The organism is Hymenobacter ruber (assembly GCF_054783255.1).
The window spans coordinates 885,157-909,770 of sequence record NZ_BAAGQX010000004.1; the positions used below are offsets into that span (position 1 = coordinate 885,157).

Here is a 24,614-nt window from a genome sequence, read left to right on the forward strand (position 1 = left end):
GGCTTTTTTGTTGAGCGAAGCGAGGCAGTTTACTGCACCACCACGCGGCCAGCATACTCCACGCCAGCAGAGAGCACGCGCACGGCGTAGAGGCCGGCGGGCAGGCCGCGCAGGTCCACCGAGGCGGCCTCGGTGGCGCTGAGCAGAGCGGTGCGCTGGCGCACGGTGCGGCCCAGCATGTCGCGCACTTCCACCGTGGCAGAGAGGGCCGCCGACTGGCCGGGCAGGCGAAGCTGCACGCTGCTGGAGGCCGGGTTGGGATAGATTTCGAGGGCCGTGCGCAGGCCGGCGGCGGTGCGGGTGGCCGTGGTGGTGCCGCAGGCCGTGCTGGTGTAGCTGCCCACGCCGGTGAAGACGTCGACGCCGTTGCCGGTCCAGGTGGCAGCGCCGTAGGGGCCGTTCCAGCGGCCGCCCTGGTTGGTGTTGGGCAGGCGCACCATGGTGTTGTTCAGGGTCGAGCCGCCGCCGGCCACCGTCCATTCGGTGGGGCGCTGGCCAATCACGCCAATCACGTCGAGGGTATCGGTGCCATTGAAGAGGGCAATGGCGTCATCGCCGTTGAAGAAGGCCACACCGCTTTGCAGGTCGGTCTGGGCCGCCACGCCGGCATCGGTCACGCCGGTGTTAGCAATCACGTACACATCGTAGGGGGCAATGGTGCCGGTGAGGGCCTGGGTGGTGGTGGGGGTGGTAGCGCCGTTGGCGTACAGCACCACGCTCTTGCCGGCCAGGGGCATGGGCGCGTTGGTGGGGTTGTAGATTTCGAGCACCTTGGTGTTGCCCGTGTTCGACTCGGTGTACTGCGAGAAGTACGGCTTGGTGCAGGGCGCACCCACCGGGGCCGCGTCGTCGTTGGTGATGGTGAGGATGTGGGCGTTGGGCTGGCCCACCAGCACGGTGGCCGTGGAGGGCGTGCCCAGGCGCAAGCGCACGGTTTCGTTGGGCTCGAAGGTCACGTCGCCGTTCACGGTTACGGTCACGGCCTGGGTGGTGGCCCCGCCCACGGCGAAGGTCACGCTGGTGGTGTTCAGGGTGTAGTCCGAGGGCGAAGTGGCGGTGCTGCTGGCCACGTCTACGTTCACCGGCACCGTGAGGGCGCTGGTGATGGCCGCGCCGGTCAAGGCCACGTTCACGGTGTAGGTGCTGGTGCCGGTATTGCCTTCGGCGATGGCGCCGGTAGCCGAGGCAAAGCTCACGGTGGAAGGCGTACCGTCGTCGTTGGTGATGGTGAGGGTGTGCACGTTGGGGCCGCCCAGGCTGGTGCCGGTGGCCGGGTTGCTCAGGTTCAGCACGACGGTTTCATCGGCTTCGGGCTGGGTGTCGCCGGTTACGGTCAGGGTCACGGTCTGGCTGGTGCTGCCGGCCGGGAAGGTCACGGTAGCGGGCGAGGCGAAGGTGAAGTCGGTGCCGCTGGTGGCGGTCGAGTTCATGGCATCAAAGTTTACCTGCACGGTGGTGGCCGTGGTGGCGGCCGGGGCCAGGTTCACGGTAAACGTGTAGGTGCTGGTACCGGTGTTGCCTTCGGTGATGGTACCCGTGGCGCTGGCAAACGTGAACACCGGGCCGGGAGGCGCCAGGCCGTAGGCCAGGGCCACCAGCTCGGGGTGCTCGATGTAGGGGTTGTAGTTGCCCTGGCTGGCGGCCACGCGGCGGTTGCGCTCAATCTCGTGGGCATCCACCGGGTCGGCCAGGTGCCAGGCGTAGAGGGTGGCCAGCGGGGCCAGCGAGGTGATGCTCTGGTGGCCGGTGGCAATTAGCTCCGGCTGGGTGTCGTGCATCGTGTAGAAGTAGAAGGCCGTGCGGGCCACGTTGCCCTTGTGGTCTTCGCGGGGCTCAAACTGCGAGTTGGTGTCCTCGCTGTACTCGTCGATGTTGGTGGTGGGGATGGTGGTCTGGCTGCTGGTGTTGCGCATCCAGAGGGTGGTGGTGGCGTCCGGAATGTCGGCATAGGGGTTGTTGCCCCGGTTCGAGTTCCACTGAATGTAAGTAGGGTAGAGGTGGTGCATGTCCGACACCATGCGGTTGGCCGAGCTGAACCACGACTGCGGAATGCTGTGCTCGCAGTTGATGTTGGCCGCCGGCGACGAGTTCGAGCTGTTGAAATTGAGCGGCACCGGGGTGTTGTAGCCCGAGTACACGCACGTCACCGAGTTGTTGTAGTTGTCGGCGTAGTTATACATTTTGGCCCGGGCTCCGGCGTAGGAAAGCACCGTGCGCTTGCCGTCGTACCAGTTGGTGCGGAGCCAGTCGCGCAGGGCCTGGCCCTGCAAATTGGTGGGCGGAGCCGCCGGCATGGCCGGGAAGGTTTGGGCCTGCAGCGCGGCGGGCACCAGGGCCAGCCCCACCAGCAGCGAAGCGAAGAATTGTTTCATACGAAACTGAAGAAAGAGATATTGGGATGGAGAATAAGCGCGGGGGCAGAGGGAAGCAACAAATATAACGGATTCGGGCCGGGTGGCTGACCGCCCGGCCATTACGAAACCAAGAAGACTTGGGCCGTACTTTTGCCGCACCAATTTCCTCCAATTTCACTCCGCCCTAATTCCATGGCCGACATCACCACCACCGAACTGCGCCAGCGCCTGCAAGCCGGCGAAACCCCCCACCTCATCGACGTGCGCGAGCCCTGGGAGCACGAAGAAGGCCGCATCGACACCGCCCAGAACATCCCCCTCAGCTCCCTGCCCGACAAGCTCGACGACCTCGACGCCTGGAAGGACCAGGAGGTCATTGTGCATTGCAAAAGCGGCGGCCGCTCTTCGCAGGCCAAAGCCTACCTCACCCAGCAAGGCTTCACCAACGTGCGGAATTTGCTCGGCGGCTTCACCGAGTATTCGGCCGGTTAGCGGACGAAAAACCCCGTCATCCTGAGCGCAGCGAAGGACCTTATCACGCCAGAAATTTAATTGTTCGCGCGTGGTAAGGTCCTTCGCTGCGCTCAGGATGACAGGACATTCATTTCTACCGCCCCAGCATAAACTGCAGCGCTGGCCCCACGCGCTTTTTCCAAGCGGCCTCGTTGTGCGCCGCGCCGGGAAAGCTCCGGCTCAGCCAGTTGCTGGCATTGTAGCCGTGCGCACGCATCACGCTATCGATGCGCAATTGGTGCGGCTCATACCACGCATCCAGCGTCGCTGAGCCGTGGTCGAAATAGATTTTGGGTTTACCACTGCGGGGCAGTTGCTTATCCAGGTACTGCACCATCGCCGTGGTGAAATCCGGCATGTTTTCCTTCAAACTCAGCGGCCAGTGCGTGGAGAAACACGCCGCTCCACCAAAAACTTTGGGGTACTCCAGCGCCGCGTACAGCGAAATCAGCCCGCCCATGCTGGAGCCGGCCACGAACGTATCGGCCCGCCGGGGCGAGGTCTGGAAGTGCTTATCCACGTAGGGCTTCAGCTCCTGCACCACAAATTTCAGGTAGGCATCGGAGAGCGGTGCGCCCGGCCGCTCCTGCTCAATCTGGGCGCGGCGGGCGGCGCTCATCGTTGCGTAGGGCTTGGCCGGGGTGTATTCGGGAAAGCGCCGCTCGGTATTCCAGATGCCCACCACGATGCAGGGGCGCACGGCCGGCCCCAGGGCGGCCAGCGTGCTGTCTACTTCCCAGGCCACGCCGCCGTAGGCGTTTTTGGGGTCGAACAGGTTCTGGCCGTCCTGCATGTACACCACGGCGTAGCGGGTGCCGGGCTGCGGGTAGCCCTTGGGCAGCCACACATCCACGTGGCGGGCCTTCACAAATTTGGAGGGGAAATCGGCCAGGTGCTCCAGCCGGCCGGGGTTGGCTGGGCTGGGCACATCGGCACCAATGAGGGCGGCGAAAAGCGGCAGTGCGGCCAGCCAATGAAGAAAAGCCATGGGAATAGAACAATTGTAGAGACGCATATTTGCGTCTCGTCGTTGAACGGTATTGATGAACGACCGGCCACGCGGCGCAGCCGACGAGACGCAAATATGCGTCTCTATGGCACCATCAGCCTGCCATCGGCCGCGTAGGTCAGCTCGCCCCGGTCCACCATCTCGCGCACCGCTGCCGTGATGGCGCCTGCCTGCGCGGGCGGAAAAGCCGCCAGCAGCTCGCGCGGCGAAACCGCCGCCTGCCGAATGTGCGCCAGCAGCGGCTCGCGCAGCGACGGCACCTGGGCGGCGGCCTGCGCGGCTTTCTTCTCGGCCAGGCAGATGTCGCACACGCCGCAGCGGGCCGGGTCGGCTTCGTCGAAGTACGTGAGCAGCAGAACCTGGCGGCAGCGAGTGCCACTCAGGTACTGGCCCACGGCGTGGGTTTTGGCGCGGGCCAGGTCGCGGGCGGCCGTCATGCGTACCTGGTCGATGGGCAGCTTGGACGAGTCGAAGCGCGGCGTGGTGAACATGGCCTGCGGCGATTCCTGCTTGGGCTGGTAGTGCAGAATGCCGGCCGTGTGCAGGTAGCGCAGCTGCTGGCGCACTTCTACCACGCTGCGGCGCAGGTGCGTAGCCAGGGCATTCTCCGAAATAGTCTGAAAATCGGAAAACAGCTCGCCGCCGTGCAGCCGCAGCAACGCCTTTATCAGCAAGTCGTGCTGCGCATTGGCCACCTGAAAAGCATACAAATCCTGGTGGTTCATAATCAGGTGTACCCGCGCCGGCTGGTTCACGGCTTCGTTCAATTGCACAAAGCCTTCGCGCTGCAAAATTTTCAGCGAGTTGTGCGCGTCCACGGCCTTGATGCGGTAGGTTTCGGCAAACTGCTGCATATCAAACTCAAACGCCGCCAGCTCGCCGCCGCCCACCGCCGTTTGCGAATAATTTGCCAGCGCCTGGTACACGCGCCGCACGGTATCGAGGGGCGGAAACGACTGGTTGGTGCGGCGACGCAGCTCGTCGGCATCGTTCGGGCCGGCCAGTAGCACGGCGAAGGCGTACTGGCCGTCGCGCCCGGCGCGGCCGGCCTCCTGGTAGTAGGCTTCCAGCGTGTCGGGCGCGTCGAGGTGGGCCACGAGGCGCACGTCGGGCTTGTCGATGCCCATGCCGAAAGCGTTGGTGGCCACAATCAGGCGCACTTTGTCGGCAATCCAGTCCTGCTGCACCTGGGTGCGCTTCTCCGAGGGCAGGCCCGCGTGGTAGGCCGCCGCCGCAAACCGGTGCTGCTGCAGAAACGTGGCCGTGTCCTCCGTTTGCCGCCGGGTGCGGGCGTACACGATGGCTGTTTTGTTGGGTCCCACGCCGCGCACCACTTCCAGCAGCCGGCGCAGCTTGTCCTCGGTTTGCAGCACCGAGTACGAGAGCCTGGGCCGCGCAAAGCTCTGCCGGAACACGCCCGAGCCCGGCCCAAACTTCAGCTTTTCCACGATGTCGGCCTGCACCTGCGCCGTGGCGGTGGCCGTGAGGGCGATGACCGGCGTGCCCGGCGGCAGCTTCTCGCGCAGCTCGGCAATGCGCAGGTAGGGCGGCCGGAAATCATAGCCCCACTGCGAAAGGCAGTGCGCTTCGTCCACGGCCAGCAGGCCCACGTTCATCTTCGCCACCCGCACCTGGAACAGCTCCGTGAGCAGGCGCTCGGGGCTCACATACAGGAATTTCACGCTGCGGCCGTACACGCAGTTGTCCAGCGCGTGGTCGATTTCCTGGTGGCTCATGCCCGCGTAGATGGCCTCGGCTTTCAGCCCGCGCCGGCGCAGGTTGTCCACCTGGTCCTTCATCAGCGCAATCAGCGGCGACACCACGATGCAGATGCCCGGCCGCGCCAGCGCCGGCACCTGAAAGCAGATGCTCTTGCCGCCGCCCGTGGGCAGCAGCGCCAGCGTATCGTGCCCCGCCAGCACCGAAGCAATGATTTCCTCCTGCCCCGGCCGGAACGCCGTGTGCCCCCAATGCTCGCGCAGCAGCGCCAGGGGCGAGGTGTTGGTAGGGGTGGAGGACATGAGGCGAAGATACTGCCTCGTTTTTATGCACCTGCTGCTTTCCGGCCAGCATCCTGGTACGCCGAAAAAGGAGCGGAGAAGCGCGTTAGCAAGGAGTTCATGACATTACAGGCCTACTTCGAGTTTCATAAACTTGGAAAGGCGAATGAGTTTCTTGAACTTAAGCTTGACAGCAGGGCACATTCGCCAAGCCGCAAAGCCCTATTTGTGGTGGTTTGCCAACAAGGAGCTTTTAATTATCCTCCCCATTCCTTGGCCTGATGTCCGTCGAGTGCAAGGTGTAAATCAGTTGCATGATTTTGCGGCCCACCAGTGGACGATAGTGCGAGGATTCGTAGTAATAGCCGGGGTACCTGGTGAACTCATTTACGCCGCTAAAATTATGAATATGCGTTTGCCCGAAGATGCGAACCAAGTAGGCTAGGTCGGCCGGGTTGAGGGCCGCCTGGTCGTACAGCGGGCTGATGATGAAGTGGTATTTGGTATGGTGGCGTGCCAGAATGGTCTGAATAGCCACCAGCTGCTGCTTGGCTTCGGGCCCGATAACCGCCGGGCTGACCGGTGGCCGGGCCGGGCGCGGCGGCAGGCCCGGGTTGTGCGCGTAAAACCCCACCGAGTCGGTGGCAATCTGCTGCTCCGCCTCGGTCAGGAGCATGTCGTTGGTAACCGGCGCAATACCTCCGCCCCGCGTGTTGAACAGGTCCTCCATGCCCGGCGTCACCTGCCCGGTCAGCTTCAGCTTCCAGAAATGAAAGAAGAAGAACCGGGCGAGGTAGGCCCGAAAAAACGACAGCTGGAAGCGGAAGGGCAACTCCCCGGTCAGGCGCGGGTCTTTGCGAAACAGGTGAGAGTCGACGTCCCGGGTTTGCGCGAGCAGCTGCGGGTCGCAGATGATGAGCACGTTGTTGAGCCCGGCGCCCTGGTTTTCGAGGAATTGCAGCTTCTTCCACACCCCGAACAGCGACTCGGCCAGCGCGTCGTAGTGGAAGCTGAGCGGGTCGTGAGTGTATTTCACCCAGTCGCGCACGGCAAAGGCCAGCGTGCGCGAGTTGCCCAGAATAAAGGACTGGTACCGATGCCGCGGGTAGTTGTTGACAAACATCTCGGTGCTGACGTAGTCCCGGTTCGGAATCACCTGCGTGGCAAAGGCGTCGTAGTGGTAGAGCACCTGAAACGGGTCCAGCACCAGGTAGCTGGCCACCACCGCGCTGAAGGGCAGCGTCAGCAGGAAAACGTTGAGCAGCAGCTTGCCCACGCCGCGCGTGGGCGGCCGGAGCGCGGGGGTAGGCGTAGTCGTGACCGTCGGCATCGGGGCGAATTAAAACTGGAAGTAGATGAACTGCACGCGCTCCATGGGGCTGAGCAGGGCAATGCACAGCACGATGCCGTAGTATAGCGCCCAGCGTACCGGCGTGGGCTGCCGGGCCACCCAGCCGCCCACAGCTACCCGCGCCTGCGCGGTTTCTACCAGCCCCAGCCCCAGCAGCGCCCCGGCCAGCGCTAGCCACTCGTAGCGCTGGTAGAATACTTTCACGGCGGCCAGCCCGTGGGAAAGGGTGCCCTCGCGCAGTGCCGTGCTTGTGTCGAAGAGGTGCCGGACGACGTAGAGGGCGTCAGGCACGGAGTTGGCGCGGAAGAAAATCCAGGCGAAGGCCACCAGCACATAGGTGAGTGCCACGTTGAGCACCGGGCTGCCCAGCAGCGGCAGCCGCTCCACCAGCCGTCGGCGGCTGGTGCGGGTGAGCATGCCCACCACCAGGTAGGTCCCGTGCAAGGCTCCCCAGATGAGGAACGTCCAGTTGGCCCCGTGCCACAGGCCGCTGACCAGAAACACGAAAAACAGGTTGAAGCTGGCGCGCGGCAGCGCTACCCGGCGGCCGCCCAGCGGAATGTAAAGGTAATCCCGAAACCAGGTGGAGAGCGAAATGTGCCAGCGGCGCCAGAACTCCGGCAGGCTCCGGGCAAAATACGGTCGGTCGAAGTTCCGCATCAGCTCGAAGCCCATCACGCGGGCGCTGCCCCGGGCAATATCCGAGTAGCCCGAAAAATCGCAGTAAATCTGGACGGAAAAGAACACGGTGGCTACCAGCAGCGGCAGGCCGCGGTAGTGAGTGGGCGCGTCGTACACCTCGTTGACCAGCCGGGCCAGGCGGTCGGCAATAACCACTTTCTTGAACAGCCCCCAGGCCATCAGGCGTAGCCCGCTCACCACCCGGTCGTAGTCGAAATACTGTTTTTGGCGAAACTGGGGCAGCATGTTCTGCGGCCGCTCGATGGGCCCGGCCACCAGTTGCGGGTAAAACAGCACGTAGAGCGCGTACAGGCCGAAGTGCCGCTCCGCTTTCTGGCGCCCGCGGTACACCTCGATGGTGTAGCTCATGGCCTGAAACGTGTGAAACGAAAGGCCAATGGGCAGCACAAGGTGCAGCAGCGGCAGCGCCGCCGTGCTGCCGCTCCAGTGCAGCAGCGCCCCAACGTTGCCGATAAAGAAGTTGTAGTATTTGAAAACGCCCAGCACGCCCAGGTTGGCCACCAGGCTCAGCGCGAGGTAAAACCGGCGCCGGGAACCCCGCGCGGCTTCAATCAGCAGCCCAGCCCAGTAATCGATGACAATGGTGAAGAGCAGGATGAGGATGTAGGCCGGGACAAAAGCCATGTAAAACCCACAGCTGGCCCCCAACAGCAGCAACCACCGGAACCGGTGCGGCAGCATGAAGAACAGCGCGGTGACGACCGGGAAAAAAACAAGAAATTGTAGCGAGTTAAAAAGCATGCATTCAGCGTAGGGTTATCGCGGTGGGGCGGTTCCGCTTAACTGGACTTCCTCAGTTGGTGCGCGTACTGCCACCGGGCGTATAACGCTTTGCCCCAGCGGATGGCCGGCAGCTCCAGCCAGTGGTAGGTGATGTGGGCGATGACGAACACGATGCCGAAAGCAAGCACCACAGCCAGGCCCAGCACCAGCTTATTATGCTGCCCGAAGCTGAGGAAAGTGATGACCCGATGCAAAAAGGGATGGTGAAACAGGTAGATGCTGTAGCTGTAAAGGCCCACTCGCGCCGTGAACCTCGTCAGCGCCCTGACTATTGCCGATGTGCCCGGCGCCTTCTGGTGCAGGTACCAGTCCATCAGGCACACAAAAAACAAACTGAACAGCACTCGCCCCAGCACCCAATAAACCAGCGTTAACTTCGAGAGGGAGAGCAGCACGTAGAAGCCCACCAAGTAGCCGGGGCTGCGCGTGAAAACGCGCTGGCCCAGGAAATACTGCTCGCCAAACCACGCCCCGATTACCCAGACCAGCCAAAGGTTGGGTGGAGAAAGCCACAGAACGGGGGAGCGCACGTGAAAACTCAGCAACAGCACCAGCACGAGGCCTGTGCCCCCCGCCACGGCCAGCGTGGCCCTGCCAATGCCCAGCCAGCGGCGCAACAGCAAAAAGAGCGGATAGAGCAGGTAAAACTGCATTTCCAGGCCCAGCGACCAGAAGTCGGGGTTGATGGTGTAAATGGAACGGCCGAATAAGTTGTGGGTGAGCGTGAGATGGGTGAGCACACTGAACACGCCGCCCGTGCCCAAGGCAAGGCCGAACACCGCCATCGCGACCAGGTAAGGCGGGTAAATGCGCCAAAAACGCTTATTGAAGAACTCACCAAGCCGAAAAGCTGCGCCGCTTTTCAGAAAGCCCCAGTGAATGAGAAAGCCTGAAATAACCAGAAACAGCGTCACGCCATGCGCGCCCATGGCCCAGGGCGTCACGTTCAGCAACACCCTCCCCGGCGCATACCGGCTGAAGTCTGTCCAAAGCCCGGAAGGACTGAAATCGATGATTTCGTACTCTCCAAAGATGGCCACTAGGGCATGGCAGCTGAATACCAGCATAATAGCCACTCCGCGCAATACATCAATCTTCACATTGTGCTGGAGCAGGACAGGCGAGGTGGCGGCCGATTGGGAGCGCAGTAGAATCATGGCATATTAACTAAAAGTGGTTTGGTAGCGGACCAGCGCTTCCAGGCAAAAAGCGGTGGTCATTTCCTCGGAGCCCCAGCCGACTAGTTTTTTGGCGCCGCCGTAGTACACTAGCCAGCGGGGCCATTCGCCGTGCGGCCGCTGGGCATCCAGCAGAAACTGCACGGCCGACCGCAGCTCCGGCGGCTGCGCCCCCCAGTTGAGCAGGGTGCAAATGGCTAGGGCCGTGTCGAGCACGGTTTCGCCCAGGCGGCCGTCGGGCCGGGCGGCGGCCACAATCCGGTCGATGACGGGCTGCCGGGCGGGCTCCAGCCCGGTGATGCCGCGGAAGTAGTTGCGGGATATGAAGTAGTAGACCACGTGCGGGTCGGGGTACCACTTGTCGCACCCTGCTTCCCGGTGTTCGGCAATGAGGCGCAGCAGCCAGGCAACGACGGGCTGCGTTTCGGGGATGTCGCCGAGGTAGTAGAGCGCGTTGGCATTGACCACGGGGTCGACGTCGCCCGGCTCGGCCTCGACGCTGCGCCAGAGCATGAGGTTGCGCAGCGGGTGCACCAGCCGGGGCAGCGTGATGCGCCAGTGGGTGCGGTTGGCGTTCCAGCCCCGCGCCACAAACCAGGTGTAGAACAGGCCCTGCCGGTTGCGGTTGGCCAGCAGCAGCGGCACGTTGGTGGGCGTGGGGCAGTTCACGCCCCGGTCCCGCAGCAGGGCCGACACGCAGGCGGTGTCGTCCATATCCAGCGGCAGCGGGCCCCGCAGCGGGTGCAGCCCGGTGAAGTGGTGCCACAGCCCCCCGCGGTTCATGTGGTACTGCAGGAAGCCGTCCGTGCGCGTCAGCATTTCCTCGGCCTGCGGGCGTTCAGCCAAGAAGAGCAGGCTGCTGGCAATGAGCGCCGTGGGGAATATGCAGCTGTCGGGCACGCACCACTGCTGCATGGCCGCATCGGGGGCGAAGTAGCTGCAAAACTCCCCGTTGGGGTACTGGTGCTGGTGCAGGTAATCGAGGCCCCGGGCAATGGCCGATGTCAGCTCAGCCATTTCCAGCGGAAGGGTTGGGTTGGCAGCTAGTTCCATTCTACTTCAACCGTAACGAGCTGCTGGAGCATTTTTTGAACATTTTTCGTGACGCTGGAGGCCTCTTCTACGTGGAGCCGGCCGGGCGCGTCTTCCCAGCCCCGGAGCGCAATGGAGTTCAAATGCTCAAAACCGGAAATGGCCGATTTCACCAGGTAGTCGCCGGCCGTAAGGGGCAGGCCGCGCAGGCGGCAGCTGAGCTGGTGCCGGCCGGGGGCCAGCGTCAGGGGCTCCGGCGGGTATGCGGCCGTGATGCAAACGCTCCCGTCGCCGGTGTAAATAAAGAAGCCCCATATCACGCTAGGCACCGGCCGCAGGGACTGGTAGGTGATGGTAATCAGCACATCATCGCCGGACTGAATAACCGGCCCGGGCCCGGCCAGCTCCAGGTGCTCGATAACAACCGGGCGCGCCTCGCTCAGGGTGGGCGTGACCCGTTCCGGCAGGCCCGTCGGGGAGCCCGCCCCGGCCTGGTGGGAGAAGTAATAGTCCAGCGCCTCCGTGGTGGTACCCGCAAACGCCAGCCGGCCCTTTTCCAGCACCAAGCCGCGCTGGCACACGGCCTGCATGTGGTGGGGCTGGTGCGACACCAGAATGAGCGAGCCGCCCGCCGCCAGGTAGCTCATCATGTGGTGGATGCACTTGCGCTGAAAGTCGATGTCGCCCACGGCCAGCACTTCGTCCACCAGCAGCACGTCGGGGTGCAGGTGGGCGGCCACGGCGTAGGCCAGGCGCGCCAGCATGCCCGAGCTGTAAAACTGCACGGGCATCTCAATGGCCGTGCCCAGACCCGTGAAGTCGATAATGGCGGGCAGCAGCGGCAGCACCTGGGCCCGGCCCACGCCCAGCAGCGCCGCCCGCATAAAGATGTTTTCGCGGCCGGTCAGCACCGGGTCGAGGCCCGCGCCCAGCTCGATGAGGGCCCCCACCCTACCCCGCAGGTGGATGGAGCCGGCGTCGGGCTTGATGAGGCCGTTGAGCAGCTTGAGCAGGGTGCTTTTGCCGGCTCCGTTGGCTCCGATGATGGCCAGCGCCTCGCCCCGGCGCAGCTCAAACGACAAATCGTGCAGGCTCCAGAACTCGGCCCGGCGCAGCCCCGCCGCGGGCGCGGCGCCCGGCCAGGCTTCGGCGGCAATGTCGCGCAGCCCGTACCAGAGCGAGGTGCGCAGTTGGGAGCAGAATTTCTTGGACAGGTTACGCACCGTAACCACGGGGGCAGCATCAGTCATGGGGCGCGGCGGGAAGGGGCGAAGCCAGCAGCGGCAGCCGGTGCAGCACCCGCAGGATTTGCGACGGCAGGTATTCGGGCAGGGCGCGGGCGTTGGCCAGCCGCAGGCGCGGGCCCTGGGCCAGCAGCCACTGCACCATCAGCCGGGCCTGCAGCCGGGCCAGGTGGGCCCCGATGCAGGCGTGCACGCCGCCCCCGAACGCGAGGTGGCGCGTGGGTTTGCGCTGCAAGTCCAGCACTTCGGGCGCGGGAAAGCGCACCGGGTCCCGGTTGGCCGCCGCCACGCAGCAGAGAATCAGCGCGTCGGCGGGCAGGGCCTGGCCGCCCAGCACCACCGGCTGGGTGGTGCGCCGGGGGAAGGTGTGCAGCGGCGACTCCAGGCGCAGCATTTCCTCCACGAAGGCCGGCACCAGCGCGGGGGCGTCCCGCAGCTGCCCGGCCACCTCGGGGCGCGCCAGCAGGTGGTAGGCGGCGCTGCTCATGAGCATGCTGGTGGTGGTGAGGCCTGCCAGCCAGACGGTTTTGGCCAAATCAACCGCGTCGGCGAGCGAAAACCGGCCCGCCCGCCAGTGGGCCACCAACTGGTCCATCAGCACCGGCTCGGCCGCCGGTTGCCGCTGCTCGAAGCACTCCTCGAAGAACGTCGTCAGCACGTTGAAGTACTCGAACCGGTAGAGGTGGCTGGGCAAGCGGCTGCTCAGCCGCTGTCGCTCGGCCGGCGTCAGGCCCAGCAGCTCACCGCTCATGGCCTGAGTCAGGGGCAGGGCGAAGTCATCTACGAAGTCGAAAGCGCCCCGAGCCAGCAGCGTGGCCCCCAGTTCGGCAATGCCGTCGCTGGCAAATTCGGCTAGCGCCCCCAGCTTCTTGGGCGAAAAGTAGGGTTGTATCAGGGTCCTGGTATCGGTGTGCAGGGGCGGGTCGGCCCCCGACAGCAGGGTATCGATAGGGCCGTTAGGGCTGCTGGAATACACCTGCGGGTCGCGCAGCACCTCGTTGATGAGGTCGGCGTCGACTACCAGCCAGCTGTTTTCGGCGGTCAGAAAATGCAGCGGGCCCTGCCGCCGCAGGTACGCAAAGCCAGGGGTGAGGTCGTTGGTAAAGCCGGGGTCCAGCAGCCGGAACTGCGCCGTGAACTCGGCGTAGGTCATTTCCCGGCGGGGTGCCCCGGGCGCCACTACCACGCGCTGCCGCTGGAGATGAGCGAAGTTAGCTTCCACCACGGCCCATTCCGACTGACCGGCCTGCAGGGCAGGCAGCAGCTGGGCCGCACCCAACCGGGCCACCAGCTCCTCGTTGTTATAGACCGGGAACGGGTGGCTGCCCACCGGGAGCAGCAGTTGGTAGCCGTCGGCGAGGGCGCTGGTCAGCGCGCCATGTAGTTGCACCGCACCCTGGAACACCGCCAGCCAGTACTCAGCACCCAGCACGGAGCCGGCCGCTACCCGGCCGCCCCGCGTGGCCAGGTAGCAGGGCCGCGCCAGGGGCAGGGGCTGCAGTGCGGCCAGGGGCCGACGCATGGCGGCCAGGTGCGTCGGCAGGAGCGTATGGTAGGGCCGGATGGGCGAGTCGCTCAGCACCTGGCTGGGCAGGCCCTGGGCCAACAAGTAGGCCTGGCCCTGGGCCAGCTCGTCGAATCGGCAGAGCAGCAGGCAGCTGGTTGCATCCCGCACCAGCAGCAGCGAGAGTTTAATCGGGCTGCTGGGTATCAGCTCCGCCAGCGCGGCCTCGCTGCCGGGCACTAGCAGCACCCCGTGGGTGGGCGTAGTGCGCTGGCTGATGGTGTAGGCGCACGCACTCACTCGCAGGGCATCGGAGAGGCTAAGGCCGCCGCAGGCATACACGGCGGCAATTTCCCCTAGGCTGCTGCCCAGCGCAGCATCAGCCTGTATGCCCCGCGCCCGCCACATATCGACCAGAGCTAACTGCAGCACCAGGCCACCGTGCATAAGGCGTGGCTCATCGCGGAGAAAATCCGGGTCCGCTGCGCCGGTAAAATGCGCACTCAGGGAAGGGCCCTGGAGCGTCTGGGTGGTGAACAGCTCACAGGCGTCGACGGTGGCGCGGAAGGCCGGGTCGCGGGCGTACAGCTCGCGGCCCAGCTCGGGCCAGGTGTTCGTGCGGCCCCCGAATACAAACAAGCAGGGCGGGGCGGGCCGGCCGTGGCGTAGCTGCCTTAGCTGCTGCTGCCCGCGCCGCGCCAGTTGCTTGAATGAAGCAGGGGCGTACCGGGTCAGCAGCGGACGGAGAATACGAAGCATCAGAGGCGGGCAATGAGGTGAGGCTGGGCCAGGCGGTAGGTCAGCCAGGTGAGCAAAAAGAAAACCCCGCTGAGCCCGGCCACCAGCCCAAAGCCGGGAGCAGGAGCCACCGGGCCGGCCAGCAGCCAGTGGCGGGTGGTGGTAAGCAGTGGCGTCACCGGGTTCAGGTTAAACCACCAGGCAAAAGCGGCGGACGGCGAATACACCACGGGCGTAATCAGGAACCATAGGTTCAGGGCCACGGGCAGGCCCTGGGCCACGTCGGCGTACAGCAGCCCCAGCAGCGCCAGCAGCCAGCCTAGCGCCAGGCCCAGCAGCAGCAGCGCCGCCAGGCCCAGCGGCACCAGGGCCAGCGTGCCCGTCAGCGGCACTCCGAACCAGAGCATCAGCCCCAGCAGCACGCCCAGCCGCAGCAGGCTGTTGAACACCACCACGGCCGCGCCGGCCGCCACGAAGGCTTCGTGCGGCACGCGCACCTTGGCCAGGGTGGCTTTGGCGGTGGAGAGCTGCTGCAAGGGGCAATTCAGCGCCTCCACGAAGCCCTGCCACAGAAACACGCCGGCCAGCACGAAGGCCGGGTAGGGCACGTTGCCGGAGGCCACGTTCAGCACCCGGCTGTGGCCCAGGAATACCCACACCAGCCCGGTCACCAGCGGCGGCAGCAGCAGCCAGGCGTAGCCCAGCAGACTTTGGCGCACCTGCACCTTCAGGTTGCGCACAAACAGCTGCCAGCCGATACGGTACACCACTTCCAAATCGGCCCGCACCCCACGCAGGAATACCCGCGGGGTTTGCAGGGGCGACTGCGAAGTGTAGATTGTTTCTTTCATTTGGGGTAAAGCTGCGACGGCGGAGCTGCTGCCAAGGCCGTTAAATAACAAAAAATGAGATGGTGCAGTCAGAATCAGGGGCAACGTTTACACTGATGCAGAAGGCACGCGCCAGCGAGTGGTGGGCCTACAAGTTCGCTCCAATTCTTGCCACCGCTTACGCTACCGCGGCCTTTACGCAAGTACCCTTGTGGCCCCTGCTATTCCGGTTGCTGCTGTTGCTACTGGCCCTGACGGTAGGTGCTACCTACGTCAGCCTGCTCAACGATTGGACCGACCGCGCCGACGATGCCACCGCCGGCAAGGCCAATCGCCTGGCCGGGCAGTCGGGCCGTATGGTGCTGGTTGCTCTGGTCGGGTGCGCCATGGCTGGCCTTGCGCTTGGCAGATATTTTTGGACACTTTTTCCTTGGGCCGCAATCTTTTATCTGGGGGCTTGGGTCGCCTATTCGCTTTATTCGCTGCCTCCGTTGCGCCTTAAGGCGCGCAGTATCTGGGGCCTGTTGGCCGACACTGCCGGGGCCCATCTGTTTCCGCAGTTGCTCACGGCTGCCTTGGTTAGCCGGTGGGCGGGCGCGGAGCCCTCGGGGCAGTGGCTGGCGGCCGTGGGTACCTGGGCCCTGGGATGCGGGCTGCGCAACATTTTGTGGCACCAGCTGGGCGATGCGGCCAACGACGCGCAGGCGGGCGTAGGCACTTTTGTGGTGCGCTTCGGCGCGCCGGCCGGCCGGCGCTTGGCCATGGCCGCACTGATGCTGGAAGTAGCCGGTCTGGTGCTGCTGCTCTACCTGCTCCGGCAACCGCTGGCCTATCTGGCCCTGGGGCTGTATGGCGGCCTCACGTTGCTGCGCATCCGTGTGTGGCGGCAACCAGTGGTGGTAGCTCAGCCTCGCCCTGGCCAGCACATCCTGCTCAACGAATACTACGAGATATACTATCCGCTGGCCCTGCTGCTGGCGCAGGTATGGCGCTACCCCAACGACGCGTGGGTGCTGGCACTGCACGGCGTGTTGTTTGGTTTGCACACCTGGGAGCAGTTGTACTGGTGGGGGCCAGCCATGGCTGTATTTAGAGGCAAAGTACGGCAATTGCTTCAACGGGTCGGCGCATAGCTTTTGGCGTAATAATTTCGTGCGTAATTGGCTACCTCTAAAGCAATGAGTCGGCTGGTAGCCAAAGGGGCTAGCCGGAAGGCAGTGGCCATATGGCGGAACATGGCTTTTTTTTCAGCGTGCTTATAGCTAGCATACGCATAATGAAAATGATGCTTGGCCTGCCGTTGCCGAAAAATATTTACTTCTGACCATTGCAACTGCGCTTGATGACGCTGCAGTAGCAGCGGTTCATCGTGAAAGCTTAGTTCTTTCGCCAGCGCTATATAGTTGCGCCCATCGCAGATATTGTCTCCATGCACTCTCTTTAGCCAGTGAGGAGCCATTGTGAATGCCGCAGCGGCGGGCTGCTGCATCACAATATCAAGCAAAAGGCACCAATCGTCAGCAATTAGCATCCTTTCATTCCAGCCTCCCTGCATAGCAGTGCGCCGAATGATGAGTGCAGAAGAAGGCGCCGGGCAGGTTTCGAGCATCAAGCGCCGTGATTGGGCCGCGTTGAGGTACCACCAGTCGCCAACCGCCTGCGTCAAGTAGCGTTGCTGCGCCCCCACTTGACGAAAAAAATTTTCCATACCGTTGTACTGCTCGTCGGACCGCCAGTTCATAAACACCAGGCTTAGTGCGGGCAGCAGTTGCTCGATGCCACTGCTTAAAAAATCAGCGTCCCAGATATCGTCGGAATCAAGCGAAGCCACATACTCGCCCTGGCACTGGCGCAGGCCGGTGTTGCGAGCCGCCGCTTGGCCTTGATTAGTCTGGTAGATGTATTCTACATCCGCAAAGGTGCTTACCAACTGGCACGTATCGTCCTGAGAGCCATCGTCGACAACGATAATTTGCTTGTAAGGATAATCCTGAGCTAGGACGCTGCGAATGGCATCCGCAAGTAGATGTGCCCGGTTGTACGTTGGAATAATGATAGAAACCAGACCTAGTTGCATGTAGTGGCTAACCGTTAATTAAAGCAATATTTTTTATGTGATGCAAATCAATAATCATCAGCTATTTGCATTAGTTTTTGGCTAAATAATGCGCCGGGCTCAGGTGGAATGTGGGTTCGGGCATAGGCAGCGGCTCTACTGCCAATGCCCGGCCAGTCAGCGTAGCTACTCCACGCGCGCTCAAGGGCTTCATCGAGCGCTGCGACAGTAGCCGCCGCGGCCACAAAGCCCGTTTCATTGTCACCGAGGAACTCGGCCGTTCCACCGGCCGCCGTGGCAATGGCCGGTCGGCCGCATAGCATGGCTTCCACTAGAGCCAGCGGCAAGCCTTCGTAACGAGATGGTAGGACCAAGGCATGGTGGTTGGCCCATACTGCCGTAATATCGGGCACCTGGCCAGCCCAAGTCACGCGGTCGTTCAGGCCGAGCAACTCTGCCATTGCTCGCAAGGCAGGCTCATCGCCTCCACTTCCAAAAAAGGAGACGTGCAGGGCACGTTGCTGCCACTTTGGTTGCGCCAACACCTGCAGTAAAATATCCTGTCCTTTATCCAATACCTCTAGCCGGGCCACGCATGCCAAACGTATCCCGATGGGAGAGGTGGGCCAAGGTAATTCCCCCGCATACGGCACATTAAATGGGTTGTAAACCACGCTGGCGTGGTCTAAGGCCAAACCCAACTGGTGCTGAGTTACCGTCATATTATGCTGTGAGACGAAGTAGCAATGGCGGGCCGCGCCGTAGGCCAGACGGGCCATGGCACGCTGGTGCACCGGCGGAAAGAATATTTCAGCCGCTTTTTGGGACACTAATACAAAAGGGACGTTAGCGCGGCGGCAGACATCGGCGAACTCAATGCCATCAAAATTTGAGCCTTGCGCTACTATTACCAAGTGAGGCTGCTGTTGCCGAAGATGCTGCCTAATTTGGGTGAACTGATTTTCGCTGAGCGTCCACTGTCGGCGCGTGGGCAGCATGCGATTGAGCATGCGTTTAACCAGTTTGGGGTATGACCTTAGTCCAACAACTGTGCAACCTGCCGCCTGCAGTTGTTGAATACGGGGATGCTGTGCATCAAAAGCTGTTTTTAAAACGGTAATCTCATGCCCTGCTGCTCGCAAAGCAAGTGCTGCTCCTGCCCATAATTCCTCGCTGCCACCCCATGGAATAATACAAGAACTAATTATGCTGAAACGCATGAAAAATGTTTAAGGTATTAATTGCGTCAAAAGTACAGGACAAACCGAGGCGGCAATATCGCATAAAAATGCTAGAATAATTCTCATTTGTTTTGAGGATTATTTAATACACAAATGAGGGATTTCATCGAAGCTGTTTGTTGGGCAGTCCTCGTTATTATTACACCAGTTAGTTAATTCACCTCATTGGTTCGGCAATCAAGCGATGCTTGCCAGCTAGTTTGGCGCACAGCAACAACACTCCCGCTATCATTTTGGTGGAGCACTGCCCATCTTATAGTACACAATCTTTTGTTTGGAACGCAAGGCGACCGGCTCCGATACGATGGATAGGTTATGCAAATTGCGGGCCGTGGTGTCGGTGTGCACTACGGCCCGCAACCGATTGTGGCAGAGGCGAACGGCGTAGGGCGGGGCCGCTACAGGAACCTGCGGGGTAAATATGCGTTGCCAATCAACCGAGTCGTTCAATTGACTCTTTCGCAGAAAAAAGCGCACGGATTTCTGGGAATAGCGTGGACTTATCCAACTGATAAATACGCGACCTTGCCAGAAGACCATCGAGTCCTTAGAAGCAATTTGGCACCCCAGCAATTTCTATCTGAGGCGATTGCTGCTTGGTCACAATAACAGCTCAGTAGCGCACAATACATTTGGGGTTATTGCCACTCGCTGGGTTGGATTCGGTAAAGTTGAAATCTGGTTGTGCGGGCGACAAGCCCTTGTGCCTGGCAGGATAAAAGAAGCAATAAGAGCCGGAAGGTGCATGGGGGCGTGCATATAAACATGTAAAGTAGCATTATAACAACCGCCTAGCGCAAGCCATTATTCTTTACTCCCTGCTATTCAGCGAAACGGTGGGATGTGTGTTTACGGAGCATCGGCAAAATGATAAACACCCCGCGGTTTCGAGTGCATACTCACTACCTTGCCGCTATGGCCAATACGCCACCGTTTTCGCTTTCCAGGCCCGTCATTCTGCTGCCCCACCAACCGCGCTGGGCCGCCGAATTTGCGTCCCTGGCCCCACGTCTGGCAGCCTGGGCTGGCCCCTCGCTACTGCGCCTCGACCACATCGGGTCCACCGCCGTGCCGGGGCTGGCGGCCAAAGACGTGCTCGATGTGCAGCTCACGGTGGCGGACGTGACGCAGACCGTCGAGCTGGCGTATGGACTGGCCCGGGGCGGGTTCCAAGTCCGGAAGGGGTACGCGTACGACGTGTTTGCCGGCTTGCCGGTCCATTCCCCCGACCTGCGCAAGTGTTACGGGCGTGAGCCCGCCGGGGAGCGCCGCGTGCACCTGCACGTGCGCGAATCGGGCCGCTTTAACCACCGCTTCGCCCTGCTGATGCGAGATTACCTGCGCGCCGAGCCCAGCGCCTGCCATGCCTACGGCCTGCTCAAAGCGCGCGCCGCAGCCCTTTTCCCGCACAGCATCGATGGGTACCTCTACCTCAAAGAACCGGCCTTCTATCTGCTCTATTCCGCCGCCGAGTTCTGGGCCCGGCACGTCGGGTGGCAGTGCCCCGGTTTGTCAGGCTAGGCCACGCCCGGTACAGTGGATTCAGCGGAACGGTGGTATACCTAGACATGCAACAAAAAGCCCGGCACCTCACGGCACCGGGCTGGCAGAAGAAAGAAAGAACAATAATTAAGCAGCCACTTTCTCGCCGTTCTCACGGTCGTCGATGGCCTTGCGCAGCTTGGCGATGGCCTGCACCGCACGCTCCTCATCGAGGCGGTTGATGTTGAGCAGCATCTTGGTTTTCTCGGGGCGGGTAATCACCGGGTGGTTAAGCAGGCGGATGATTTCCTCCTTCTGCGAAGCCGTGGCATACTGCACGGGCGCAGCAGCGGGCGCTTCAGCCGTTACAGCCGGAGCCTCGGCGGGAACTACCTGCATGGCAGGTACGGGCTGGGCCACTACCGGCGCGGCAGCCACCGCTTGAGTGTTGGTGTTGTAATCCATTTCCTCGGCGGGCGTGGGCTCATAGCCGGCGGCGCGGATAATCCAGGCCAAGCAGTTGCGGTAGGCTTTGCCGATGGCGCGGGTCTGGGCCATGCTCATGATGGCAAATTCCTGGTAGAATTTCTTGCCGCTCTCTTTGTTCGAGCACACCGCGAAGCCAGCGCCCACCGTGGCGCCGTGGCGCAGGTCAAACAGCGTCACCTTTGCCTGGTACTTCATTTCCTCGGGGCTGCTCACGTTGATGACGTGCTCCACGATGGGCACGATGCCCAGGCGCGAACCGGCATACTGCCAGCCCTCTACGTTCACAAATTCCTTGCCTTGTACGTTGGTTGTGAGCTTATTCTCCTTGATGAACTTAGCGAGGTCCTTCGCCAAATCCAGCGTTTCATCGGAGCGAGCGATATCGAAGCTCTCGACTTTTACTTTTTTGGTAATGTCCTTGGTGGTTTTAGGGGCCTCGTTCATGGCTTTGTTCTTTAGCAATGTGTCCAACTGATGTTCGGGTTTATAACCGAAAGTTAGAAAGAAACGTGCCAAAAAAGCCAGAATTTTTAGTAAAATTTATCACTGTATATCAGTTGATTGCGGGTATTAATAAAATTATGCGAGACTAATACACTTGGGATGTGTGCCATGCTGGCAAAAACAGGCTTTGCCAACAGCCCGTCCACAGGCATGCCGTCCCGAAATTGGGAGTCATCGGGGCCGGCTAATTGATTTTACCGTCGTTCAAACAACCTTTTGCCGACCCACTCCGAGTAGGAGGTTGTACCCCCGACGCCCGCAGGCCATTCCCAAGCCCGCGTGGAGATGCGCTCAGCGAAGCCCGCCAAACAGCGCCCGGCCTGGGAAACCGGCGCTACGTTCCCGGCTGCTCGCGGTGCTGCCTAGCGCCTTCATCTGACTCTTTCCTGACCCCGGCGCTGCCGAGGCTGCTTCCCGGCTTTGCCAGCCGGCGAAGTGAGCGGCTCTTTGTGCCTGTTTTTTTCTTGAATTTTTTACTGCAACCACTTTTACAACAGCTGCTTACCCCATAATCATCATGCAAAAATCAATGAATTTTCCGTCGTCGCGTCTGTGGTCGCTTAGCCTTGGTCTTGCTCTTTTGTGCCTGCTGAGCTTAGCGGTTATCAGTTGCAAAAAGGACTCCACCACCACGCCCGACGACCCGGATGCCGTGGCCAATGTGAAAGTGGCCACCTCGGCCACGCTCGGCAACTACCTCACCGATGCCAACGGCAACACGCTCTATTTTTTCGCCCGCGACATCGACGGCACCAACACCTGCACCAGCGCCACCTGCAACCCTCAGTGGCCGGTGTACTACGAAGCCAGCCTGAAAGCGCCCAAAGCCTTGAACGCAACTGATTTCGCCACCAAAAACACCCCCGACGGCCGCCCGCAAACCACTTATAAGGGCTGGCCGCTCTACTACTATGCCCCGGCGACCAGTGGCGGCGCCAACACCCGCGAGGCCCCCGGCCTCACCGGCGGCAATGCCATTGGCGGCATCTGGCACGTGGTGAACCCGGCCTACAACGTGCTGCTGGCCAGCAAAAACGTGGAGGACAAAACTACGCACGTGGTAACCAGCAAAACCTTCCTCGTGGACGGGCAGGGCCGCACGCTGTACTACTTCGCCAAGGACAATAGCAGCCCCACCACCCAGCCCACCAACTGCACCGGGGGCTGCGCCACCATCTGGCCCGCCTTATACCTAAGCATGCCGGTTGCGCCCTCATCCCTGAAAACGACTGATTTCGCTACCATTACCCGCGAAGCCAGCGTTGCGACCGGCCCCTACGGCAACAGCACCGGCACCCGCGAGCAGCTCACCTACAAAGGCCACCCGCTCTATTACTACGCCGGCGACAACGCCACCCGCGGCCACGCCGAAGGCCATGATTTCGACGATTCCGGCGATAAATGGTACGTGGCTGCGCCCTAAGGCCCGCCCCGAATAAAACCAGAACGTCAGGCCAAACCTGCCGGCCGCCCTATTGCAGGAGGGCGACGGCGGGCACAGCCTGACGTTCTTTTTTGGTAATTAACGATTGGAAAACGGACCTTAGCCGCCTTCCAGAATGTGGCCGTCGCGCATCACAATCTTGCGGTCGGCCATTTCGGCCAACTGGTCGTTGTGCGTCACGATGACGAAGGTCTGGCCCAACTCTTTGCGCAGCAGGAAGAAAATCTGGTGCAGCTCCTGAGCGTTTTTGGTATCGAGGTTGCCGCTGGGCTCGTCGGCGAAGATGATTTCGGGCGAGTTAATCAGGGCGCGGGCCACGGACACGCGCTGCTGCTCGCCGCCGCTCATTTCGCTGGGTTTGTGCTCGGCGCGGTGCTCCAGGTTGAGCATGCCGAGCAATTCGCGGGCCCGCACCCGCACTTCTTTCTCGGAGCGGCCGGCCAGGTAGGCGGGCAGGCACACGTTTTCGAGGGCCGTGAATTCGGGCAGTAGGTTGTGAAACTGGAAAATGAAGCCGATGTGGCGGTTGCGAAACCGGGCCAAATCGTTGCGCCCCAACGAGCTCACCGACTCACCATCGAAGAGGATATCGCCCGAATCCGGCGAGTCCAGCGTGCCCAGAATGTGCAGCAGCGTGCTCTTGCCGGCCCCCGAGGAACCGACAATGCTCACGATTTCCGACTTTTCAATCGTCAAATCGATGCCCTTGAGTACGTTCAGGGAATTGTAGCTCTTGTGAATGTTGATAGCTTGCAGCAACGGCGGGCAGCGATAGACGTGAGTAATGCGGTAGTGGCAAAGCTACGCACAATCCGGGCGGTGCCATGCCGCCCCCTATACGTAGCCAGCCGATTAAGCGCAAATCCATTCCCCGCCTTGACGCATTTTTCTTCGATGTCGCCACCTTTTTCTTCGGTGCGCCGCTGGTGGCCGCTGGCGTTGCTGGCCCTGCTGCCGTTGCTGGTGCTTTGGCAGTGGCCGCGCCGCGCCGCCAGCCCCGCCGAAGCTGCCCGGCAAATGCAGGATTTAGCCACAATGCCGTCGGCCTTTGGGGCAGCGTTCGCGCCGCTCAGCCAAGGTGCGGTACTATCGGATAGCACGCGGTTGCGCGGGGTAAACTGGGTGGGCGGCGATTCCGTGACTGAAGCCGAGCTGGCCCCGCTGCTGCGCGACCACATCGGGTGGATTGCCCAGATGCCCTTCGGCTGGCAGTCCGGTCCCGCCGAGCCGGCCGTGCAAATGCACACCACCCGGCCCGGTGGCCGCTTCGGCCTGTGGGGTGAAAGCGACGCCGGCATCGAATACACCGCCCGGCTGGCGCGGCAGCACGGCATCCGCACGCTGCTCAAGCCGCACCTGTGGGTGCGGGGCCGCAGCACCTGGCCCGGCGATATTAATATGACCAGCCCGGCGGCCTGGGATGCGTGGTTTGCCAGCTACGCCACGTTCATTCTGCACTACGCCGCGCTGGCCGAGGCCGCGCATCTCGATGGTTTGTGCATCGGCACCGAGTTGCAGCACGCCACCGAGCCGGCGCATGAAAAGGCCTGGCGCAGCCTCATCCGCCAGGTTCGGCGGGTGTACCACGGCCCGCTCACCTACGCCGCCAACTGGAGCGGCGAGTACGAGCAAATCCGGTTCTGGGACGCGCTCGACTACGTGGGCATTCAGGCCTATTTCCCGCTTAGTTCGGCTGAGAGTCCTTCGCTTGATGCGTTACTAATAGGCTGGCAGCCGCACCTGCAAAAGCTTGCTCAGTGGCAGAAAAAAATCAAAAAGCCGGTAGTCTTTACCGAAGTAGGCTACAAAACCACGCCCGATGCTGCCGCCCGGCCTTGGGAATGGCCCGAGCGCACGGCCGCTCTGCAAACGCCCGACGAAGCCACCCAGGCCCGCTGCTACGAGGCGCTGTTCCGGGCCTGCTGGGGGCTACCGTGGCTCAAAGGCATGTTTATCTGGAAGTGGTACCCGGGCCTGGCGGCCGACGGCCCGGCCCGCCGCCACGCCGACTTCACGCCCCAGCACAAGCCCGCCGAGGCCGTTTTGGCCCGCTGGTACGGGCAGTAAGTTCGCCCGGCGCGCATTCGTTTGCTACAATCAGGGCCGGCCGCCGTACTTTCGTGCCACCAACCGCAAGGTCGCGTAGCTCAAAACCACCCC

The 24,614-nt window shown here is 62.3% G+C and carries 19 protein-coding genes; 5 read left to right on the plus strand and 14 right to left on the minus strand.

Annotation, left to right across the window (positions count from 1 at the left end; translation table 11 throughout):
• Window positions 1-29: 29 nt before the first annotated feature.
• A complete protein-coding gene (locus ACYVM5_RS14350) occupies window positions 30-2,372 on the minus strand; it encodes an endonuclease (protein WP_460618794.1) in 2,343 nt (780 codons plus the stop codon).
• A 174-nt stretch (window positions 2,373-2,546) separates the two neighbouring features.
• Between ACYVM5_RS14350 and ACYVM5_RS14355 the strand changes: the two genes are divergently transcribed.
• A complete protein-coding gene (locus ACYVM5_RS14355; protein WP_198066519.1) occupies window positions 2,547-2,846 on the plus strand; it encodes a rhodanese-like domain-containing protein in 300 nt (99 codons plus the stop codon).
• Between the two features lie 115 nt (window positions 2,847-2,961).
• Here the strand turns inward: ACYVM5_RS14355 and ACYVM5_RS14360 are convergent, their stop codons facing one another.
• From ACYVM5_RS14360 to ACYVM5_RS14400, 9 genes are all read right to left on the minus strand, one after another.
• A complete protein-coding gene (locus tag ACYVM5_RS14360) occupies window positions 2,962-3,855 on the minus strand; it encodes an alpha/beta hydrolase (protein WP_460618795.1) in 894 nt (297 codons plus the stop codon).
• Between the two features lie 104 nt (window positions 3,856-3,959).
• Entirely contained in the window at window positions 3,960-5,897 is a 1,938-nt protein-coding gene (locus tag ACYVM5_RS14365; RefSeq protein ID WP_460618796.1) for a RecQ family ATP-dependent DNA helicase, read from the minus strand.
• Window positions 5,898-6,129: 232 nt separating this feature from the next.
• On the minus strand, window positions 6,130-7,206 hold the full coding sequence (locus ACYVM5_RS14370) for a hypothetical protein (RefSeq protein WP_460618797.1): 1,077 nt from the start codon (window positions 7,204-7,206) through the stop codon (window positions 6,130-6,132).
• Window positions 7,207-7,215: 9 nt separating this feature from the next.
• Window positions 7,216-8,610 carry an MBOAT family O-acyltransferase gene (locus ACYVM5_RS14375; RefSeq protein WP_460618798.1) on the minus strand — a complete coding sequence of 465 codons (1,395 nt, stop codon included), beginning with the start codon at window positions 8,608-8,610 and terminating at the stop codon, window positions 7,216-7,218.
• Window positions 8,611-8,708: 98 nt separating this feature from the next.
• The gene (locus tag ACYVM5_RS14380) at window positions 8,709-9,869 is read right to left on the minus strand and encodes an acyltransferase family protein (RefSeq protein WP_460618799.1); all 1,161 of its coding nucleotides are present in this window, start codon (window positions 9,867-9,869) and stop codon (window positions 8,709-8,711) included.
• Window positions 9,870-9,875: 6 nt separating this feature from the next.
• Window positions 9,876-10,907, minus strand: a complete 1,032-nt coding sequence (locus ACYVM5_RS14385) for a hypothetical protein (RefSeq protein WP_460618800.1) — start codon at window positions 10,905-10,907, stop codon at window positions 9,876-9,878.
• Window positions 10,908-10,933: 26 nt separating this feature from the next.
• On the minus strand, window positions 10,934-12,172 hold the full coding sequence (locus ACYVM5_RS14390) for an ABC transporter ATP-binding protein (RefSeq protein WP_460618801.1): 1,239 nt from the start codon (window positions 12,170-12,172) through the stop codon (window positions 10,934-10,936).
• Entirely contained in the window at window positions 12,165-14,429 is a 2,265-nt protein-coding gene (locus ACYVM5_RS14395; RefSeq protein ID WP_460618802.1) for a cytochrome P450, read from the minus strand. The genes ACYVM5_RS14390 and ACYVM5_RS14395 overlap by 8 nt, the downstream gene beginning before the upstream one ends.
• Window positions 14,429-15,259 carry an ABC transporter permease gene (locus ACYVM5_RS14400; protein WP_460618803.1) on the minus strand — a complete coding sequence of 277 codons (831 nt, stop codon included), beginning with the start codon at window positions 15,257-15,259 and terminating at the stop codon, window positions 14,429-14,431. Before ACYVM5_RS14400 ends, ACYVM5_RS14395 begins: the two co-directional genes overlap by 1 nt.
• A 95-nt stretch (window positions 15,260-15,354) precedes the next feature.
• On the opposite strand from ACYVM5_RS14400, the gene ACYVM5_RS14405 reads away from it, so the two are divergent.
• Window positions 15,355-16,371, plus strand: a complete 1,017-nt coding sequence (locus ACYVM5_RS14405) for a UbiA prenyltransferase family protein (RefSeq protein ID WP_460618804.1) — start codon at window positions 15,355-15,357, stop codon at window positions 16,369-16,371.
• On the opposite strand, the gene ACYVM5_RS14410 is transcribed toward ACYVM5_RS14405, so the two are convergent.
• Window positions 16,353-17,315 (minus strand): glycosyltransferase, encoded by a 963-nt coding sequence (locus ACYVM5_RS14410; RefSeq protein WP_460618805.1) that lies wholly within the window; start codon window positions 17,313-17,315, stop codon window positions 16,353-16,355. The two genes, ACYVM5_RS14405 and ACYVM5_RS14410, sit on opposite strands and share 19 nt — an antisense overlap.
• Window positions 17,316-17,362: 47 nt before the next feature.
• Window positions 17,363-18,514, minus strand: a complete 1,152-nt coding sequence (locus ACYVM5_RS14415; protein ID WP_460618806.1) for a glycosyltransferase family 4 protein — start codon at window positions 18,512-18,514, stop codon at window positions 17,363-17,365.
• Window positions 18,515-19,450: 936 nt separating this feature from the next.
• Between ACYVM5_RS14415 and ACYVM5_RS14420 the strand changes: the two genes are divergently transcribed.
• Window positions 19,451-20,056 carry a GrpB family protein gene (locus ACYVM5_RS14420; protein WP_460618807.1) on the plus strand — a complete coding sequence of 202 codons (606 nt, stop codon included), beginning with the start codon at window positions 19,451-19,453 and terminating at the stop codon, window positions 20,054-20,056.
• Window positions 20,057-20,164: 108 nt separating this feature from the next.
• Here ACYVM5_RS14420 and ACYVM5_RS14425 read toward each other — a convergent pair whose 3' ends face one another.
• Window positions 20,165-20,950 (minus strand): hypothetical protein, encoded by a 786-nt coding sequence (locus ACYVM5_RS14425; protein WP_460620188.1) that lies wholly within the window; start codon window positions 20,948-20,950, stop codon window positions 20,165-20,167.
• A 577-nt stretch (window positions 20,951-21,527) separates the two neighbouring features.
• On the opposite strand from ACYVM5_RS14425, the gene ACYVM5_RS14430 reads away from it, so the two are divergent.
• Window positions 21,528-22,433, plus strand: a complete 906-nt coding sequence (locus tag ACYVM5_RS14430) for a hypothetical protein (RefSeq protein WP_460618808.1) — start codon at window positions 21,528-21,530, stop codon at window positions 22,431-22,433.
• A 120-nt stretch (window positions 22,434-22,553) separates the two neighbouring features.
• Here the strand turns inward: ACYVM5_RS14430 and ACYVM5_RS14435 are convergent, their stop codons facing one another.
• Window positions 22,554-23,213 (minus strand): ABC transporter ATP-binding protein, encoded by a 660-nt coding sequence (locus ACYVM5_RS14435; RefSeq protein ID WP_460618809.1) that lies wholly within the window; start codon window positions 23,211-23,213, stop codon window positions 22,554-22,556.
• Window positions 23,214-23,348: 135 nt separating this feature from the next.
• Between ACYVM5_RS14435 and ACYVM5_RS14440 the strand changes: the two genes are divergently transcribed.
• Entirely contained in the window at window positions 23,349-24,521 is a 1,173-nt protein-coding gene (locus ACYVM5_RS14440) for a glycoside hydrolase family 113 (RefSeq protein WP_460618810.1), read from the plus strand.
• The last annotated feature ends 93 nt before the right edge of the window (window positions 24,522-24,614 follow it).